Source organism: Luteibacter sp. E-22 (assembly GCF_049913125.1).
In the GTDB taxonomy this organism is placed as follows: domain Bacteria; phylum Pseudomonadota; class Gammaproteobacteria; order Xanthomonadales; family Rhodanobacteraceae; genus Luteibacter.
This window is the reverse complement of record NZ_CP183975.1, coordinates 2,579,082-2,597,353: the sequence shown is the minus strand read 5'-3', so window position 1 is coordinate 2,597,353 and position 18,272 is coordinate 2,579,082. Positions and strand designations below refer to the sequence as shown.

The following is an 18,272-nucleotide window of genomic DNA, read 5'->3' as shown; positions in this document are numbered from 1 at the left end:
CGCCTCAACCCGAGGCCAGGCGGCGGAGCTCGTCGAGCTTGTCGGCATCGCGGATGGCGAGATCGGTACGCCAGCGCAGGATGCGCGGGAAGCGCACGGCCACGCCCGCCTTGTGGCGGCTGGACGCCTGGATCGCTTCGAAGGCCAGTTCGAAGACGTGTGTCGGCTCGACCGAGCGCACCGGACCGAAACGATCGATGGTGTGCGACCGTATCCAGCGGTCGAGCCGGGCGATCTCGTCATCGTCGAGTCCGGAGTAGGCCTTGGCCACGGGCACGAGCGCATCGTCATCCCACACACCGAAGGTGTAGTCGGTGAATAGCCCGGAACGTCGACCGTGACCCGGCTGCGCATAGAGCAGCACGGCGTCGATCGTGTAGGGGTCGACCTTCCACTTCCACCAGTCGCCGCGTTTGCGGCCCACGCGGTAAGGCGAGTCGAGCCGCTTGAGCATCAGGCCTTCGGTGCGGCGCTCGCGCGACTCGGCGCGCACCGCCGTCAACGCCGTCCAGTCGGGCGCCCGTATGGCGGGCGAGAGCATCAGCGTCGGGCGCCGGTCTTCTACCAGGCTGGCCAGCATTGCGCGGCGCTCGGCCAGGGGACGCTCGCGCATGTCCTGGCCATGCGATTCGAGGAGGTCGTAGGTCATCAGGCGCACGGGCGTATCGGCGAGCAGTTTCGGCCCGGGCTTGAGCTTGCCGATGCGCTTCTGCAACGCGGCGAAGGGAAGCGGATGCGCTTCGTCGAGCGTCCATGCCAGGATCTCGCCATCGATCACGCAGCCGTCGGGAAGATCGCGTGCCGCCTGTTCGATCTCCGGGAAACGCCCATCCAGGCGTTCTTCGCCGCGCGACCAGAGCACGGTTTCTCCCTCCCGGCGCATCAGTTGGGCACGAATGCCGTCCCACTTCCACTCGGCCAGCCACTCGCCGACATCGCCAAGCGATGTGACCTCCTGTTCCAGCGGCGAGGCGAGGAAAAACGGGTAGGGACGCTCTCCCGCATGCTCGTCGGCGCGCTCGGGTCCGGCCAATGCCCGGAAGGCCGTGGCGCTGGGTGCCCAGTTGCCACTGAGACGGTGTGCGACCAGGTCCGTGGGCAGGTTCGCCCATTGCGCGAGCGCCTGCACCACGAGCCGGTGCGACACGCCCACCCGTAGCGATCCGGTCAGCAGCTTGTTGACCAGGAAGACCTGGCCGCGTGGCAAGGGACGCCACCATTCGCGCAGGAGATCGATGCGTTCGGACGATTCGAGCGCGTTGAGCGACGGCAGGCGCGCTTCCATCCATACATGCAGCGAGGTGTCTTCCTGCTCGTCGCCGCGGCTTGGCAGCATCAGTGCGATCGTCTCCGCGAGATCGCCGACATGCTGGTAGCTTTCGTCGATGAGCCAGTCGGCGTAGCCCGCCTCCGCGGCGAGCGCGGCGCGCAGTTCGGTCGACGTGGCGGTTCGCTTGAGCTTGCCGCCGCCGAGGACGTAGACGGCCCACGCTGCGTCCCCCGCGGGGGCCTCGGCGAAGTACGCCGCCATCGCGTCGCGCTTGGCGGCCGTGGACGAGGTGCGGTCGAGTACCTCGAAAAGGGCGGCGAAACGGCGCATCAGTCGCCTTCCTCGCTGCCGCGAATCTCCGGCATCCGTCCCCCGAGCGCGCTCAGCGGGAGCGCGTCGTGGCCGTTCTCGCGCAGGTGGCGGATCAAGGCCTCGCCATCGCCATGGGTGACGTAGATACGCTTCGCGCCGCAGTCTTCCACACTGCGGATGAGGCCCGGCCAGTCGGCGTGGTCGGACACGACGAAGCCGCGGTCGTAGCCACGGCGACGGCGTGCGCCACGCACCTGCATCCATCCGGAAGCGAAGCCGGTGGAAGCCTTGGCGAAGCGGCGCATCCATGGCGATCCCGCTGCCGACGGCGGCGCCATCACCAGTTCGCCGGCGAAATCCTTGCCGCGTGCGGATTCGCTCACGGCCTCGGTAGGCAGCATGTGCACGCCCGCCTCGCGGTATGCCTCGACCAGCCGAAGCATCGCACCGTGCAGGTGCACCGTGCGGTCGGTGCGCGTGGCCAGTTCGGCGAGCAAGCGCTGTGCCTTGCCCAGGGCGTAGCAGAACAGTACCGCCGGCACGCCGCGTGTCGCGCATTCTTCCAGCCAGTCGAGGATCTCGTCCACCACCTGGCTCATGGGAGGCCATCGGTAGATCGGCAGGCCGAAGGTGGATTCGGTGACGAAGATATCGCACGGCACCGGTTCGAAGGGCGCGCAGGTGGGATCGGACTCGCGCTTGTAGTCGCCGGAAACCACCGTGACCTTGCCACGCCCTTCGATACGGACCTGCGCCGCGCCGAGGATGTGTCCGGACGGATGCAGGGACACGCGGGTCTCGCCCAGCGTGAAGGCCTCGTTCCAGTCGTGTTCGCGGAGCGTGGCCGAGGCACCGAGGCGCTCGCGCATCAGTCCGCCGCCGGCACGCGCTACGTGATAGAGCGCACTGCCCGCATGGGCATGGTCGCCGTGCGCGTGCGTGACGACCGCGCGGACGACCGGCTGCACCGGGTCGATGAAGAAGTCGCCCGCCGGGCAGTAGAGGCCTTCGGGGCGCGGCAGCAGCAGGTCGCCATCCATGCGGCCGAAGGTAGGCGGCGGATCGTCAACAGCGCGAAAACGCCGCGGTGGCTCAGGCCACGAACTGCAAGCGTGCCAACTCGGCGTAGAGGCCGCCCTCGGCCAGCAGGCTCTCGTGCGTCCCTTGCGCCACGATCCGGCCACCGTCCATCACGACGATGCGATCGGCGCGCTGCACGGTGGCCAGGCGATGTGCGATCACCAGCGTGGTGCGGCCCTTCTCGAGGCGTTCCAGCGCGTGCTGGATGGCCGCTTCCGATTGCGCGTCGAGCGCCGACGTGGCTTCGTCCAGCAGCAGCAATGGCGCGTCGCGCAGGATCGCCCGGGCGATGGCGATGCGCTGCTTCTGTCCGCCGGACAGGCGCACGCCACGTTCGCCCAGCGCCGCTTCGTAACCGTCGGGCAGGGCGGCGATGAAACCGTCCGCTTCGGCGAGACGCGCGGCCTCGCGCACTTCGTCATCGGAGGCGTCGGCGCGGCCGAAACGGATGTTGTCCGCGGCGGTACCGCCGAAGATCACGGTCTCTTGCGGCACCAGCGCGATCGCCCCGCGTAGTTCGGGCAGGGCGAGCGCACGCAGGTCGATGCCGTCGAAGCGAATGGAGCCCGAGCGCGGATCGTGGAAGCGGAGCAGCAAGCTGAAGACCGTGCTCTTGCCGGCGCCCGACGGCCCGACGAGCGCGACGGTTTCACCCGGCGCGATGTCCAGATCGAAGTCGGAGAGGGCCGCCACGTCCGGACGCGACGGGTAGCGGAATTCGACATGCTCGAAGCGCAGCGATCCGGTGACCGGCCGGGGCAGGGGTTCCGGTGCTTCGGGCGTGAAGATGCCGGGCCGTTCGGCGAAGAGTTCGCCGATGCGTTCCATGGCACCGGCGGCACGCAGCACGTCGCCCCACACTTCGGACAGGCCGGCCACCGAGCCGGCGGCGAAGATCGCATAAAGCACGAACTGGCTCAGCACGCCCGGTGCGAGATCGCCTGCGATGACATCGCGCGCTCCCGCCCATAGCACCAGGGTGATCGCGCCGAAGATCAGCACGATCACGGCGGCGGTCAGCAGTGAACGCATGCCGATCCGGCGGCGCGCCGTCGCCAGGGCGAGATCGATGGCGCGGGCGTAGCGGCGGCTTTCGATCGGTTCGCGCGCGTAGGCCTTGACCGCCTGCGCGGCGTTCAGGGTTTCGTTGGCGACGGCGGCGGCATCGGCGATGCGATCCTGGCTGTGCCGGGAGAGCTTCTGCACGCGGCGGCCGAAGACGAGGATGGGCAGCATCACCGCCGGGATGACCAGCGCGGTGAGCCCGGCGAGGCGCGGGCTGGTCCAGGCCATGGCCGCCGCGGCGCCGATCAGCATCACCACGCTGCGCAGCGCCACCGAGATGCCGGAGCCGACCAGGGTCTGCACCACTTCGGTGTCCGTGCCCAGCCGGGAGGTGAGTTCGCCGACGCGGGTACTTTCATAGAAGCCCACGTCCAGCCCGATCACATGCTGGTAAAGGGTGGTGCGCAACGAGGCGAGCGAGCGCTCGCCGAGCAGGGCGATGCAGTAATACCGGGCGGCCGTGGCGATGGCCAGGACCACGGCCACGCCGAACAGCCCGAGGAAGGTACCGTTGATCGTGGCGATGCTGGAGGCGAGGAAGCCATGGTCGATGATGTGCCGAACCGCCACGGGCAGGAGCAGCGAGGCGCCGGACGATATGCCCAGGAACACGAGCCAGCCGATGGCGAGGCCCTTGTGCGGCTTCAGGAACGGCCACAGGTTGCGCAGTGCCCCGATCTTGCGTGACTTCTCCCTGCGTTCGTCGCTCATGCTCGCTTCGCTTCCGGATTCATTCGCCAACGGATGGGGCCATCCGGTACGGTATTCAACATGGATCGACGCGGCGGGGATGCACCTTGCCCCGGGTCAGGTCGACGATGCGGGCGGCGATCGCGTCCAGGCGGTCGACCGGCGCCCGTACGGTCAAGTCGGCGCCATCGGCGACGAAGGCCTCCTGTTCGATGGTGGCCTCCATCTCGCGCAGCCGTGCCGAAACCAGCGCCAGTTCACCGAACTCGCAGCGCATCACCAGGCAGCCCGTGGCGACGATCGGCAATCGCGGGGCGAGCCGAAGGCATTCCGCCGCCGTACCGCCATACGCGCGGACGAGCCCGCCCGCGCCGAGCTTGATTCCGCCGTACCAGCGCGTGACCAGCACGGCCACGCGGTCGCAGCCCTGGCCGTCGATGGCCTGCAGGATGGGGCGCCCGGCGGTGCCGCCGGGTTCGCCGTCGTCGTTGAACCGGTAGGCGTCGCCGATGCGATACGCCCAGCAGTTGTGCGTGGCACCCGGATCGCCCACCGATTCGAACCACGCCAGGGCGTCGGCCGTCGATTCGACGGGCATGGCCTGGGCGAGGAAGCGGCTCTTCTTGATCTCTTCGTCGTGGCGCCAGGGCGAGGCGAGGGTTTCCAGCGGTGCACTCAAGGGGTCAGGTCGCGGAGGTCTTGTGGCAGGTCGTAACGAGGATAGCGCTCGCGCAGTTCACGCAGGCGCCGCAAGGCTTCCTCACGTTCCCCGCGGCCGAGCAACTGCCGGATCTCGCCGACGCGGTCGTCGGGGCCGAGTTCCGTTTTCATCGCACGGTCGGAAGCGGCGCCGAAGGCCTGTGGGGCGGGTTTGGATACGGCCGATGATTTGAGTGCCGGTGCGAACGCCTGTCCCGACGCTTGCGCCGGTAAGGGCGGTGCGGGTGCCGGTGCAGGTACAGGTGCCTCTGCCGGTACGGGTGGCGCAGGTGCCGCTGCGGGCGCGGCCGGTGCCAGTGACCGTGCCGGCGTCGAACGGCGTGCCATCCTCGGCTGGGTTGCCGCGGGTGCCGACTCTTGCAGGACGACAGGAGCGCTTGCTGGCACGGGCGCGGTGGATTCGATGCGTTGCGCCGTGGGAACGTGGCGCGTCGCCGTCACGTCCGGGCGGCTGTCGCGCAGCTGCCAGGTCAGGCCGGCGGCCAACACCAGCACCGCCGCCGATCCCAGCGCGACCGGCCAGCGTGTCCGGTGGCGACGAACCGATACCGCACGATCGGCCTGCGCGAGCACCGCCGCATCCAGCGCGGGATCGGGCTCGGCCTTTGGCAGGCGCGCGTACAGCGCGGCGAGTTCGCGCTCGTCGGGCAGGTCGTCGTCGTGGGGCGGTGGCGTGTTCGGGTTCATGTCATTCGGCAACGAGTTCTCGTATCCGCGCCATGGCGTAGCGGAGCCGCGATTTCGCGGTTTCCTTGCCCACGCCGGTCACGGCGGCGATGTCCTCCAGGGATAGTTCGTTCTCCATGCGTAGCACGAAGGCCGTTCGTTGTTCGTCGGGAAGGCTTTCGATCGCGCGTTGCATGCGCCGGCGCAGTTCGAAATCCGAAAGGGCGTGATCGGGCTGTTCGCGTTCCGGAGCGGCCTGTGCGGCGAAGACCGCCTCGGCCTCTTCGGCACCGGCCCGTGGACGCTGCCGACGAAAGCTGTCCACGGCCAGGTTGTGTGCGATCTGGAGCAGCCATGTGCTGAATTTCGCCTCGGCGCGATAGCGTTGGCGCGCCACGATCACGCGGCTCCAGGTTTCCTGGAACAATTCGTCGGCGACCGTCCGGTCCTTCACCGTCTTCAGCAGGAACCGATACAACGGACCCTTGTGCTTCGCGTAAAGCTCCCCGAACGCGGCCGAGTCTCCGCCCGCCCAGGCGAGCATCAGCCCGCCGTCGTCGGTAAGGGGAGCATCCATGGATGGGGAGGTTACCTTATCGCCGCGGGGATTCCGCGACCGGCTCGGTCGACATCCCGCCGGCCATGCTTGCCAGCCTCGACATCTCCGCGCGGTAGCCGCCTTCGTCCTTGCCCTGCGCGCCACGCGCCAACTCGGCGACCTTGTCGTAGCCGAAGCCGTCCACGTACTTGCCGCCGCGCAGGTTCTCCGCGAACGCCGCCACCGCCGCGGCGAAACGCAGGCGCTCGCTCGCTTGCCCGGCGACGTCCGCGGCCAAGGGTTGCTCGACAAGCTGGCTCGCCCCGCCATCCGGCGCCTTGTAGCGCAGGCGAAGGAAGCCGAGTTCGCCGGATACGGGCGCGTCTTTCGCCGGGGCGTAACGCAGCGGGTCGACGCGTGCACCCTTGGAGCCTTTCAACGTGATCTCGTACAGCGCGGTGACGCGGGCACCCGCGCCGATCTCGCCCGCGTCGACGGCATCGTTGTTGAAGTCTTCCCGCGCTAGGACGCGCTTCTCGTAGCCGATCAGGCGGTACTCGGCGACGACGGCCGGATTGAATTCCACCTGGATCTTCACATCCTTGGCGATCGTCATCAGCGTCGCCGACATCTCGTCCACCAGCACGCGGCGCCCCTCGCCGAGGCTGTCGATGTAGTGATGGCTGCCGTTACCGGCGTCGGCCAGTTCCACGGCCATCTCGTCGCTATAGTTGCCTTCGCCGAAACCCAGCGTGGTCAGCGCGATGCCGCTCTTGCGCTTTTCCGCGATCCGATCCTTCAGGGCCTGCACGCCGACCGTACCGACATTGAAGTCGCCGTCGGTAGCGAGGATGACGCGGTTCACGCCCCCCTTGATGAAGCCCTTCGCCGCCTGCGCATAGGCAAGGTCGATGCCGGCGGCGCCGTTGGTGGAACCGCCCGCGCCGAGCGCATCGATGGCCGCGGCGATCTTCGCGTGTTGATCGCCTGGCGTGGAGGGCAAGGCGACGCAGGTCGCGCCGGCGTAGGTCACCAGCGAGATACGATCGGCCGCGCGCAGCTTCGGCACGATCTGCTTCAGCGAGGCCTTGAGCAGGGGCAGCTTGTCCGGCTCGTCCATGGAGCCGGACACGTCCACGAGGAAGACGAGGTTGGCCGGAGGAATCTCGCTGGCCGGCACGCTGTATCCCTGGATGCCGATCAGCAGCAGCTGGCGCTCGGGGTTCCATGGTGCGGGCGCGAATTCCGTCGTGACGCCGAACGGCTTCGCGCGACTCGCCGGCACCGCGTAGCCGTAGTCGAAGTAGTTGATGAATTCCTCGGTACGGACGGCGTCGACGGGAGGCAGGCGACCTTCGTTGAGCATGTGGCGCACGTTCGTATACGAGCCCGTGTCGACGTCGACGCTGAAGGTCGACACCGGATCGCTGGCGGCGAGGTGGACGGGATTCGGCGTGCGATGCGCATAGTTCTCGCGGTCGACGGGCAGGTAGGGTGGCGCGATCGCCGTGGCGTAACCGGTTTGCGCCACGGATTCGACCAGCGACTGCGGTACGGCCTTCGTCATGGCCGGCGGTGCGGGTGCGGCGGCCGGCGCGACCATCGGGCGCGAGAGCATCCGCCGAACCGGCATGCCATAGCCCGGCTGGCAGCCGGTCTCGTCGGCTGGCGGCGGTGGCGTGTCGTGCCGCGCGGCGAAGGCGTCGCCCGAGGCGGCCACGCCGGTGGCGGCGACCGCACCGGCGAACAGGAGGGAAAACGTGACGCGGAGCGTGTTCATCGTGCATGGCCTCGTGGGTGACATGACGGTGAAACGCGGGAAGGAGCGAATCGGGGTTAACCGATCTGACGCGATTCGTTCAGTCGAGGTGGGCCAGCGCGCGTTTCCTCGCTCGCGCTGACCCGGTTCCGGCCGGTCTGCTTGGCACGGTAGAGCGCGCGGTCGGCGGCGTTGAGCAGGTCGAGCGGGCCACCATGCGCACTCACCTGCACATGGGCCACGCCGATGCTGATGGTGACCACGCCGAAGGGGCTCGACGGGTGGATGATCGCGAGCGCCTCGATCTGTGCCCGCAGGTCCTCGGCCAGGGCCAGGGCTTCGGGCAGGCGGGTGCCCGGAGCGATCACGGCGAATTCCTCGCCGCCGAAGCGCGCGACGAAATCGCCCGCGCGAACCCCGCGTCCGATCAGGCCGCCGACGAGGGAACGCAGGCAATCGTCGCCAGCGAGATGGCCGTAGCGGTCGTTGTATTCCTTGAAGAAGTCGACATCGATCATCAACAGGGAAATCGGGTCCTGTTGTCCGGGGCGATGCCATTCGCGCAGGAGACGCTCGTCGAGCGCCCGCCGGTTGGCCAGGCCGGTGAGGCTGTCGACGAAGACCAGTCCCTGCAGCTCGTCGCGGCTGCGCGACAGCCGGTATTCCTCCTCCACCAGGCCGACCTGGGCCAGCGTGCCGCGCAGGCCGATGCCGATCACGGCGGCGATGGCACCCACGATGCCCAGCGTGGGATAACCCGGGATCACCATCAGCCCGAAGCCCAGCACGCTCATGGCCAGGAAGGTCGGGCTCGCGCTCTGCACGAAGCGCACCAGGTAGACGGGCGGATGCCAGTGCCGTCTTGGCTGGCGCATCGTCGCCGCGACGAAGAGGGTGAGGAAGGGCAGGTCCAGCAGCGCGTCCCAGGGCGACGTGCCGAATTCCGGATGCCCACCCAATGCCACGTAGTGGTTGTAAAAGTAACCGGAAAGCGCATAGGTGACGAAGAACGCCGTCACGCCGCGAAAGAAAAAATGATCGTCGGCGCGATCGGTCGCCAGGTAACGCAACGACGCGGCCAGCGCGAGGCAGGCGTTCTCGAAATCGAGCATGTAGGCGATGTCGATCGCCTGTTGCGTCGCCATCGCGCCCTGCACCGAGACGATCGAGAACGTGCGCACGTAGAACAGCACCCCGAGCAGGGCGGCCAGGATCAGGTCGATCGCGATGGCCCACTTTTTCCGCCCCGGCACGGGCGCCGACGAGACAGCCACGAGCACGGGCAGCACGTAGAGGATGTAGAAGAACATGCTGTCGCCGGGCGCCGGGTTGGAGTTTTCCAGCACGTAGTTCTGCCGGGCGGACAGCGACATGCCCACGGCCCACAGGACCAGGCTGGCGAACAGCAACCACCAGCGTGGGTCCCGAGGCGGCCCCGAGCGCCGCCATGCCATCACCACGCTGCCCAGCGCCAGCGCCGCGACGGTGAAGAAGCACACGTAGGAAACCTCCATGCCCCCGGAAGGCATGTTCGCCAGTGCTATCACGTGGGCCAGGACGATGGCCGCCGCGACGATGACTGCTTTCATGGCGTGCCTCCCCCTGCCTGCAACGCAATAGTCATATCGGCGGGGACGGCGGGAAGTTGAGGTCCATGAACGGATGTTAAGCCTGGCGCGGACCAAAATGTGAAGGTACTGACGGACCAGGGCGGCGGTTTTCCGGTCCAAGACGGCAATCTTTGCCTTTCGGTAATGTCACCTGTTCCGGGTCGTCGTCTTGGATTCCCTGCGTGGGGGTCGCAGGATGTCAGCCTGATTTCGTCATCGAAGGAGCGTGACATGTCCTCACATCCCGTGAAGATCCCTGGCCCCGACCATCCCATCACGATCGAGCCGGCGGGTGGCAGGGTGGTGGTGCGTGACGGCGACCGGGTCGTCGCCGATACGCGCGACGCGCTCGTGCTCAAGGAAGGCCGCTACCCGGCCGTGTTCTACATTCCTCGCGCCGATGCCGACATGGCCTCGTTGCGCCGGACCGAGCACCATACGCATTGCCCCTATAAGGGTGAAGCCTCGTATTACAGCCTCCCGGGCAACGAGGAAAGGGCGATCAACGCGATCTGGACCTACGAGGAGCCGCACGAGGCGGTCTCGTCGATCCGCGGTCACCTCGCCTTCTATCCCGACCGCGTGCGCATCGAGCACACGCCCGGCTGACCGCCCCGCCACGGAGCCCATCCATGCAAGCTTTCGTCGACACCTCCTGGGCGCCCGGCGCCGCCTCTCTCCGCGCCGGCACGAGCGCCACCACCGTCCGATGTCAGCCTGGCCTTTCGCTCTCCGAGCACTACGCCGCCGTGCGGGCGCGTACCGAGGCGCTGGTCGCGGCGCTCGGCCCGGAGGACATGGTCGTCCAGTCGATGCCCGATGCGAGCCCCGCCAAATGGCACCTGGCGCACACGACATGGTTCTTCGAGACCTTCCTGCTCGGCCCGAACGTGCCCGGCTACGAAGTGTTCGATGCCGAATTCGGGTATCTCTTCAATTCCTACTACGAAGCCATCGGCCCTCGGCATCCGCGACCGTTGCGCGGCCTGCTGACCCGGCCCCCGACCGATCGCGTGATCGCCTATCGCCATCACGTGGACACGCATATGCGCGCCTTCCTCGCCGGCGCGGTAGGCCCCGAACTGGAAGCGCTGGTGCGGCTCGGCTTCGCCCATGAGGAACAGCACCAGGAATTGCTGGTGATGGATGTGCAGCACCTGTTCGCGCAGTCGCCGCTGAAGCCCGCCTTCGATCCGGCCTGGTCCGCGCCGGCCCCCGGTCCGACAGGCCGTTTCCGTCCGGTGGGCGGTGGGCCAGTGCGCATCGGTGTCGTCGACGAACCCTTTGCGTTCGACAACGAAGGCCCCCGGCACACGGTCTGGCTGGAGCCGTTCGAGATGGCGGACCGCCTGGTCACCAACGGCCAATGGCTGGCCTTCATGGCGCTCGGCGGCTATCGCCGCGCCGACCTGTGGCTTTCCGACGGATGGGCGCAGCGCCAGGAGGAAGGATGGGAATCGCCGCTCTACTGGCAACACGACGGCGAAGCCTGGTCGCACATGACTCCCGGCGGCTGGCGCCCGGTCGATCCCGACGCGCCGGTGACCCACGTCAGTTACTACGAAGCGGAGGCTTTCGCGCGCTGGGCTGGCGCCCGGCTGCCGACGGAAGCGGAGTGGGAGCACGCCATGCGCACGCGCGACGACCTGGAGCAGGTCGACGATGTCGCCTGGCAGTGGACGGCCAGTTCGTATTCGCCGTACCCGGGGTTTCGCGCGGCGGACGATGCGGTCGGCGAGTACAACGGGAAGTTCATGATCGGCCAGATGGTCTTGCGCGGCGGTGCCAGCGTCACGCCGGTCGGGCACGCGCGGATCTCGTACCGCAATTTCTACCGGCCCGGACAGCGCTGGATGTTCAGCGGCGTGCGCCTGGCGCGCGATCCCGCGTTCACGCCGGATGGCGACCGCCTGGCCTTCCTGCGCGACACGCTGGCCGGGCTGTCCTCGTCACCGAAGACCTTCTCGCCGAAATACTTCTACGACGGCGCGGGGTCCGACCTGTTCGAGGCGATCTGTGTCACGCCCGAGTATTACCCGACGCGCACGGAAACGGCCTTGCTTCGTGAGATCGCTCCCGCGCTCGCCACAGGTATTCCACAAGGGGCCGTGCTGCTCGAACTGGGCAGTGGCGCGAGCGACAAGACGCGGATGCTGCTTGACGCCGCGCCCTGGATTTCCGCCTATGTTCCGGTGGACATCAGCGCCGCCGCGCTGGATGGCGCGGTGACACGCTTGCGTGAGGCTTATCCGTCGCTGGCGGTGTATCCGGTGGTGGGCGATTTCACCCAGGCCATCGAGGTTCCGAAGGCCTTGGCGGGACGTCCCGTCGTGGCGTTCTTCCCCGGTTCCACGATCGGCAATTTCACACCCGCCGAGGCCATCGCCTTGCTGCGTTCGGTGCGGGAACGGCTCGGGCCGGGCGCGCGTTTCATCGTGGGCGCGGACCAGGTCAAGGACGTGGACGTATTGCTCGCCGCCTACGACGATGCCGCCGGCGTGACCGCCGCATTCAACCGCAACGTGCTCGTTCGCATCGACCGCGAACTCGGCGGCGATTTCGATCCCGAGGCGTTCGAGCATCGCGCGGTATGGAACGCGGAACTCGACCGCATCGAGATGCACCTGGTGAGCCGCGAGGCGCAGCGCGTGACGGTCGCTGGCCAGTCGTTCGCCTTCGCCGCCGGCGAGTCGATCCATACGGAGAATTCGCACAAGTTCACACCGGCGTCGTTTGCGCGGCTGGCGGAAGCGGGTGGGTGGCGGATCGAAAGGGAATGGATATCGGCGGCGCCGGCGTTCGGGGTGTTTTCCCTGGTCGCCGCTTCGTAGGGCATCGCGGCCCAGGCCGCGATCGGATCCGCCAACCGCTACCGAACCTCGTCCACCTTCATGTAGCCGCCATCGGACACGCTGACCACCGAGCGCCGATGGCCCTGCATCTTCATCGCATCGTCCACCGAGGCGCCGATCGCCGAGGCGGTCTCCGCCACGCCCACCGGCTTGTTGCCGCGGCGCTTCTGCTTGCCCGCGAAGCGGGCGTGGTTGTAGCCCGACCAGCTGGTGAACACGACCGCACAAGCGATGGCCACGATGAGGATGACGTTGATATCGCCGCCATCGCCGATCGGACCGAGCACGTGCAGCTGTAACCAGGCGCTGCGTACGCCGAAGGCCCACGCGCCCAGGGTGAGCAAGGGCAGCCATAGGAAGACCCAGAACAGCCAGGCGAAGATGGTGACGGTGGTGAACACCGCCTTCTGCGCCGTCGATTGACGTTCCGGGCGCTGGATCAGAATGGCTTCGGCTTTCATCGCAGTCCCCGGTCAGGGCTGACCCAGACCGCGCGCGTGCCCTTGCGCTTCAGCAAGGCCTTGGGCATCGCGACGATCGAGGTCGCCGTGTTGAGCAGCCAGTACACCAGCGGGTACCAGATCATCCAGTAGTAGTTGCGGCCGATGCGGGTCTCGTAGCGGCGGTCCACCAGCAGGCTGATGAGGAACTGGAGCAGGCAGATCGCGCCGAGCACCACGCCGTGCCACTGCGGCAGCAGCGTGTCGATGTATAGCGAAGGCGGCAGTTCGACCACGCGGCCGAGCACCCAGAGCACGATGATGACGGCCATGGTGTACGACCAGAGCAGGCTCATCACGTATTCGAAAGCCACCGGCCACATGCGCCGCTGGCGCCATTTGAGCAAGCGTCCGGTGTATCGCAGCAGCACCTCGGACCCGCCCTGGGCCCAGCGCAGGCGCTGTTTCCACAAGCCGCGCAGGGTCTCCGGCATCAGTATCCAGCACAGCGCGTTCGGTTCGTAGCGGATTTCCCAATGGCGCATCTGCAACCGCCAGCTCACGTCGATGTCCTCCGTGACCATGTCGGTGTTCCAGTAGCCCACGTCATGCAGCGCGCTCTTGCGGAAACAGGCGATCACACCGGACACGGTGAAGATGCGCCCATACACGCGTTGCGCGCGCTTGATCAGGCCGATGATCGAGGAGAACTCGCCGACCTGAAGCTTGCCCAGCAAGGTGGAGCGGTTACGGATGCGCGGATTGCCCGTGACCGCGGCGACGCGCGGGCTTTCGAGCATGTGCATCATCATCCAATGGGTGGCGTAGTCGTCGAGCAGGGCGTCGCCGTCGACACAGACGAGGAAATCCGATCGCGCGGCGAGCGCCGCCGCACGCAGGCCCATGGCCTTGCCCTGGTTGCTCGACATGTGGATCACGCGCAGCGCGGGATACTGCTCCATCAGCTGGTCGAGTTGCGTGCCGGTGTCGTCGGTGGAACCGTCGTTGATCGCGATGATCTCGAAATTCGGGTATTGCTGCGAGGCCAGGTGCGCGATGGTCTCGCGTACCTGCTCACCCTCGTTGTGGCACGGCACCACGAGGGTCACCATCGGGTATTCGGGCAGCATGTGCGGCTGCACGCGTGCCGGCTCCCGACGTTCCCAGCGCACGAAATAGATGATGCCGCCGCTCATCCAGATGAGCGACATCACCAGGGGGTAATAGAAGGCGAACTCGAGTAGCGCGTGCAGGATGCCGCTGTTCATCGCGCGGGCTCCCGATAAGGGTAATCGGCCGCCGAGATATAGGGGCGTATCGCTTCCAGGGCGGGGTGGTCGTGGACGAAGTCGTCCGGGTAGTAACCGATGTGACGCGCGCCCGCCGCCTGCACGGCACGCATGCGCGCGGCGAGGTCACGATCGGCGATCGGCTGGTGCGTTCGCCAGTCGCGCGTGGCGAATTCGAACAGCGTGCGTTCCATGGCCCCTGGCGTGGCGTTCACCTGCGCGACGAGCTTGCGGTACCAGCTCAGCCGGTCCGCTTGTTCGTCGAGCTGTGGCATCGCCATGACCGCGGTCATGTCGTAGGCGCTGTTGAAGGCCGGCAGCGTCTGCGCGAACCAGGCTTCGGCCTTCGGCTGCAGGATCGGCCGCGCGTAGATGTTGCGCGCGGTGAGCAACTGTGGGCGCCAGCGTTTCATCCGCTGGGCCAGCTCCAGGGTGAAATCGATCAATGCCTGCGTGTTCTGCGCAGGCGTGTTCCTGGCCCAGGGGCCGAGGTTGTCGGTATCGCGCAGGTAGGCGTCGTCGGAGAACAACACGCCCGCTTCGTCGGCGTGCATCGCCAGGTCTTCGTAGACGTCGCCGATCAGGCCACGCACCCGGGCGTCGTACGGCGCCAGTCGATAGTGATCGCCGCCGGGCTTCGGTTCGCCCGCCAGCGAGGGAAGGTCCTTGCCGTTCGGAAAACGGAAGGCCAGCACCGGCATCCATGCATACACGCGAACGCCGGCGCGGGTACGCAACTGCCACGACACGCGCGAGAAGAGGTCGGCGCGCACCGGCAGGTGGCGGTTCGGAAAATACACGGCATCGGCCACGCCGTCGCCGTCGGAGTCCGCGTACGCCTGCAACCACACCACGCTCGGATGCATGCGCTTGATCCGGTCGAGCAGGCGGGACAGGTTGCGATCCTGCTGGGCGGGATCGGGATCGTATACGTAGTCCAGATCGACCTGCACGGCGCGTGTCGGGTCGACTCGCGTCTGGTGGCGCATCAGCCAGCCGAGGCGGTTGGCGGTGACGTTGCCACTGACCAGCAGGCGCGGAATCGTGCGCCCCGGAACCAGGTTGGGCAGGTTGTCGCCGAGGCTGAAGGTCACCGTCATGCCCAGTTCGCCGGCGATGTCGCGGCCTACCTGGGTATACGCGCCATACGGCCACGCGATCGCGCGCGGACGCACGCCGATGTGTTTCTCGATCTCGTCCGCGCTGTGTGAAAGGTCGGCGCGGATACGGTCCGCATATTCGCCGGCGGTTTCGTAACGCTGTTTGGCCGGGTCGTAGGCCAGCGCCGCCGCCGTGGGCAGCAGGTTGCCTTGCGGGTTCGCGTTCAGGCCCTGGTGCATCTGCCAGGAATGCGAAGCGAACTCGACCAGGCGCGAGGCGTGCATTTCCGCGACCTGCTCCCAGGTCAGGAAGCACGAGCGGTCGCAGTCGGCGCCGTTGTAGGGCATGCGCTGCCCCGGTGCCATGTCCATCCAGGAGCCCACCAGTGCCTGCACCGCGGGATAGTCATAGGCTCGCAACAACGGGTAGACACGCGTGTAGAAGCTTTCCAGCCCGTCGTCGAAGGTCAGCAGGACGGCGTTGGCGGGCAGCGGGGCGCCGCCGTGGCTGGCTTGCACGACCTGCTCGAGACTGACGACGTGGTAGCCGTTGGCCTTGAGCCAGTCGAAGTGGGCGACGAGATGGTCGGTGCTGGTGGCGTCGGGATCGCGATCGGCGGTCAGGCCGACGTCGTCGCGGACATCATGGTAGGCGAGCACGATGAGGCGCGGCTGCACGTTGGCGGCCGGCTGCGCGAACGCAGGAAGCGCGAGCCCGAGCAGGGCAAGCAGGATCAACAGCGGGCGCATCGTTCTCATTCTCCCCAGTGCATCGTCAGGTCGAGGACGACGCGGTGTTCGCGGCGGCCGTCGTAAGGTTGGTTGTGCCAGCCGATCCCCCAACCGAAATGCACGCCGGGGCCGGTCTGGATCGTCTGGCCATAACGCACGGTGGCCATCCAGTCGGTAGCGAAGCCTTGTTCGGCGTATTGACCCACGGCCACGTCGATGCGCTGGGTCACGCTCCGTTCGTAGAACTGGCCGAGCAGGTTTTCCAGCCGACCGGTGACCGCATAGCTGCGGTCGCGGCGCGGATTGAAGTAAGGACGGTCGGTCCGCGTGTTCATCGAGCCGCCGAGTTCCAGGCCACCGTCGAGGGTGAGGTTCGGCGCCGTATGCAGGCGCTGCGTCAGCGCGGCGAGCCAGCCGGTGCGCTTGTTGCCATCGCTGAAATCGTCGCGCGACAGGCCGAGCCGGGCCTGGGTGAGTTCGCTGGCACGCCAGGTCACGGCGGTGTCCAGCGTCTTCGCCGAGATGCCGTAATACTGCGCACGCAGCGGCGTATCTTCGCCGGCGGTGCTGAAATCGGCGGCCCACGACCAATGATCGCTCAGCGACCAGTCGAAGCCGGCTTCGATCGCCGTCTTGTTCACGTAGCTGTCGGTCGCGGGCAACGCCTGCACGTACGCTTCGAGGCCACGGGCGTAGCCACGGATGCCGAAGCCCACGCGGCTGCGTCGCACGTCGCCCTCGGGCAGGTCGGCGGTGGCATACCGGCCGAGCGCGATCACGCGCCAGTGGTCGTCGATGAGTGGGCTGGCGATGGTCGCCTGGGTGGTTCCATCACGATCGCCGAAGTCGGGGCTGGAGCCCTTGCCCTGTTCGGTGCCCAGGTCGAACTGCCAGCCCCGTTCGCGATCCCACGAGCGCAGCGCGCGCTCGACGCGGCCGTTGCGGTCGGCCAGGGTCTGGGCGAGGGCGAGGTTCTCGTCCACGCCCTCGTAGTCGTTCAGCACCCGGCTGGCATCGGCTTCGCCGATATAGGCGCCGACGTCGCGGCGATCGAGCGTAGCGGCGATGTTGAAATCGTCCTGTGCGCGGCGAGGCCAGCCGCGGGCGAGTTCCACCATGCCCAGTTCCCGGCGGATCTGCGAATTGGCCGGCGCTTCGCGGCTGAGCGGTTCCAGCCGGGCATACGCGTCCGCCGGCATGTTCACGTACTCGCGCAAGGTCGCGGCATTGAGGTCGGCATCGACCTTGCGCGCATTCTGGATCGGCAGTCGAATGCCGGGAACGCGCACCCACGTCGGCTCCTTCGCGGCCAGTTCGTCGATCGTCGTGAATGCCTTCGCCGTCTCGCCCGCCTCAAGGTAGGCGTACATCAGGCCGATCCGCGGTTCGCTTTCGTTGGCGCCGTAGGGGCCGGGATCTTTTGCGATGCTCGCCTCGTAGAGCGCGGCGGCTTCGGCCGGCCGGCGCTTCACCAGCAGGGCGTCCGCCACGGCACGTTGCACGTAAGGCGGTAGCTCGACGCCCTGCTTGCGCAGGGTGTCGTAGCGCGAGACGGCCTCGTCCGCGCGGCCGGCACGATCCAGTGCGACGAGCAGGTCGAGTTCCGCACGCTGGCGCAGGCCGGCGGGCAACAGTGGATCGTCGGCCATGCGGCGTGCATCGGCCACCGCGCGGTCGGCTTCCGCGTAGGGAAGGGTGGGATCGGCCGGTTCGCCGTCGGCCCAGCGGATTTCCTGGGCGACGTGGTCGGCATCGCGACGGTGCCTCGCGGCGGCATCCGGAGCCGGCCGAAGGCTTTCCGCCAGTTCCTTGGCGCGCGTCGTCGCGCCCAATTCCGTCAATAATGTGACGTTGAGCGCCTGTGCCTCACCGTCGGCGGGCCAGCGGTCGAGGATCGCCTGGCAGAGGGCGAGGGCGTCCACGCGGTGACCCGCATCGCGTTCCTGGTGCAGCCTGGCCATCAGCGCATCGCGCTCCGCCGGCCTGTCGGCGGCCACGGCCAACGGTCCGTGCAGTGCCAGCAGCAATGCCAGGCACAACCGTCCCCTTGCCACACGCATGCTGCGCGGAGCTGTCATCGAATTCCGTCCCATCCTGTAAACATGATCCCTAACAGCCGTTCCGGATGGTCATTACCGGCACGGGGTGA

At 67.6% G+C, this 18,272-nt stretch carries 14 protein-coding genes; 2 read left to right on the top strand and 12 right to left on the bottom strand.

The annotated features are described in order from the left end of the window. Positions 1–4: 4 nt before the first annotated feature. Genes ACN9M2_RS11605 through ACN9M2_RS11570 form a run of 8 tightly spaced genes read right to left on the bottom strand, consistent with a single transcriptional unit; the run spans position 5 to position 9,689 of the window. On the bottom strand, positions 5–1,600 hold the full coding sequence (locus tag ACN9M2_RS11605; RefSeq protein WP_426284892.1) for an ATP-dependent DNA ligase: 1,596 nt from the start codon (positions 1,598–1,600) through the stop codon (positions 5–7). Continuing rightward, a complete protein-coding gene (locus tag ACN9M2_RS11600) occupies positions 1,600–2,622 on the bottom strand; it encodes a ligase-associated DNA damage response exonuclease (RefSeq protein WP_426284891.1) in 1,023 nt (340 codons plus the stop codon). Before ACN9M2_RS11600 ends, ACN9M2_RS11605 begins: the two co-directional genes overlap by 1 nt. Before the next feature lie 52 nt (positions 2,623–2,674). Further along, positions 2,675–4,438 carry an ABC transporter transmembrane domain-containing protein gene (locus tag ACN9M2_RS11595; RefSeq protein WP_426284890.1) on the bottom strand — a complete coding sequence of 588 codons (1,764 nt, stop codon included), beginning with the start codon at positions 4,436–4,438 and terminating at the stop codon, positions 2,675–2,677. 55 nt (positions 4,439–4,493) lie between these two features. Next, a complete protein-coding gene (locus ACN9M2_RS11590) occupies positions 4,494–5,096 on the bottom strand; it encodes an IMPACT family protein (RefSeq protein ID WP_426284889.1) in 603 nt (200 codons plus the stop codon). Beyond that, positions 5,093–5,824: a hypothetical protein gene (locus ACN9M2_RS11585; protein WP_426284888.1), complete on the bottom strand. Its 732-nt coding sequence runs from the start codon at positions 5,822–5,824 to the stop codon at positions 5,093–5,095. Before ACN9M2_RS11585 ends, ACN9M2_RS11590 begins: the two co-directional genes overlap by 4 nt. A gap of 1 nt (position 5,825) precedes the next feature. Continuing rightward, entirely contained in the window at positions 5,826–6,380 is a 555-nt protein-coding gene (locus ACN9M2_RS11580) for an RNA polymerase sigma factor (RefSeq protein ID WP_426284887.1), read from the bottom strand. 16 nt (positions 6,381–6,396) lie between these two features. Next, on the bottom strand, positions 6,397–8,121 hold the full coding sequence (locus ACN9M2_RS11575) for a vWA domain-containing protein (RefSeq protein ID WP_426284886.1): 1,725 nt from the start codon (positions 8,119–8,121) through the stop codon (positions 6,397–6,399). A gap of 56 nt (positions 8,122–8,177) precedes the next feature. Continuing rightward, the gene (locus ACN9M2_RS11570) at positions 8,178–9,689 is read right to left on the bottom strand and encodes a diguanylate cyclase (RefSeq protein ID WP_426284885.1); all 1,512 of its coding nucleotides are present in this window, start codon (positions 9,687–9,689) and stop codon (positions 8,178–8,180) included. 252 nt (positions 9,690–9,941) lie between these two features. Here ACN9M2_RS11570 and ACN9M2_RS11565 point away from each other — a divergent pair, with 252 nt between their 5' ends. Both ACN9M2_RS11565 and egtB read left to right on the top strand, forming a co-directional pair. After that, positions 9,942–10,319 carry a DUF427 domain-containing protein gene (locus ACN9M2_RS11565; protein ID WP_426284884.1) on the top strand — a complete coding sequence of 126 codons (378 nt, stop codon included), beginning with the start codon at positions 9,942–9,944 and terminating at the stop codon, positions 10,317–10,319. A 23-nt stretch (positions 10,320–10,342) separates the two neighbouring features. Further along, a complete protein-coding gene (gene egtB / locus ACN9M2_RS11560; protein ID WP_426284883.1) occupies positions 10,343–12,541 on the top strand; it encodes an ergothioneine biosynthesis protein EgtB in 2,199 nt (732 codons plus the stop codon). Between the two features lie 38 nt (positions 12,542–12,579). Here egtB and pgaD read toward each other — a convergent pair whose 3' ends face one another. Genes pgaD through pgaA form a run of 4 tightly spaced genes read right to left on the bottom strand, consistent with a single transcriptional unit; the run spans position 12,580 to position 18,201 of the window. After that, a complete protein-coding gene (pgaD, locus tag ACN9M2_RS11555) occupies positions 12,580–13,023 on the bottom strand; it encodes a poly-beta-1,6-N-acetyl-D-glucosamine biosynthesis protein PgaD (RefSeq protein WP_426284882.1) in 444 nt (147 codons plus the stop codon). Beyond that, the gene (gene pgaC / locus ACN9M2_RS11550) at positions 13,020–14,270 is read right to left on the bottom strand and encodes a poly-beta-1,6-N-acetyl-D-glucosamine synthase (RefSeq protein WP_426284881.1); all 1,251 of its coding nucleotides are present in this window, start codon (positions 14,268–14,270) and stop codon (positions 13,020–13,022) included. Before pgaC ends, pgaD begins: the two co-directional genes overlap by 4 nt. Next, positions 14,267–16,141 carry a poly-beta-1,6-N-acetyl-D-glucosamine N-deacetylase PgaB gene (pgaB, locus tag ACN9M2_RS11545; protein WP_426284880.1) on the bottom strand — a complete coding sequence of 625 codons (1,875 nt, stop codon included), beginning with the start codon at positions 16,139–16,141 and terminating at the stop codon, positions 14,267–14,269. Before pgaB ends, pgaC begins: the two co-directional genes overlap by 4 nt. A gap of 5 nt (positions 16,142–16,146) precedes the next feature. Continuing rightward, positions 16,147–18,201: a poly-beta-1,6 N-acetyl-D-glucosamine export porin PgaA gene (gene pgaA / locus ACN9M2_RS11540; protein ID WP_426284879.1), complete on the bottom strand. Its 2,055-nt coding sequence runs from the start codon at positions 18,199–18,201 to the stop codon at positions 16,147–16,149. Between the last annotated feature and the right edge of the window lie 71 nt (positions 18,202–18,272).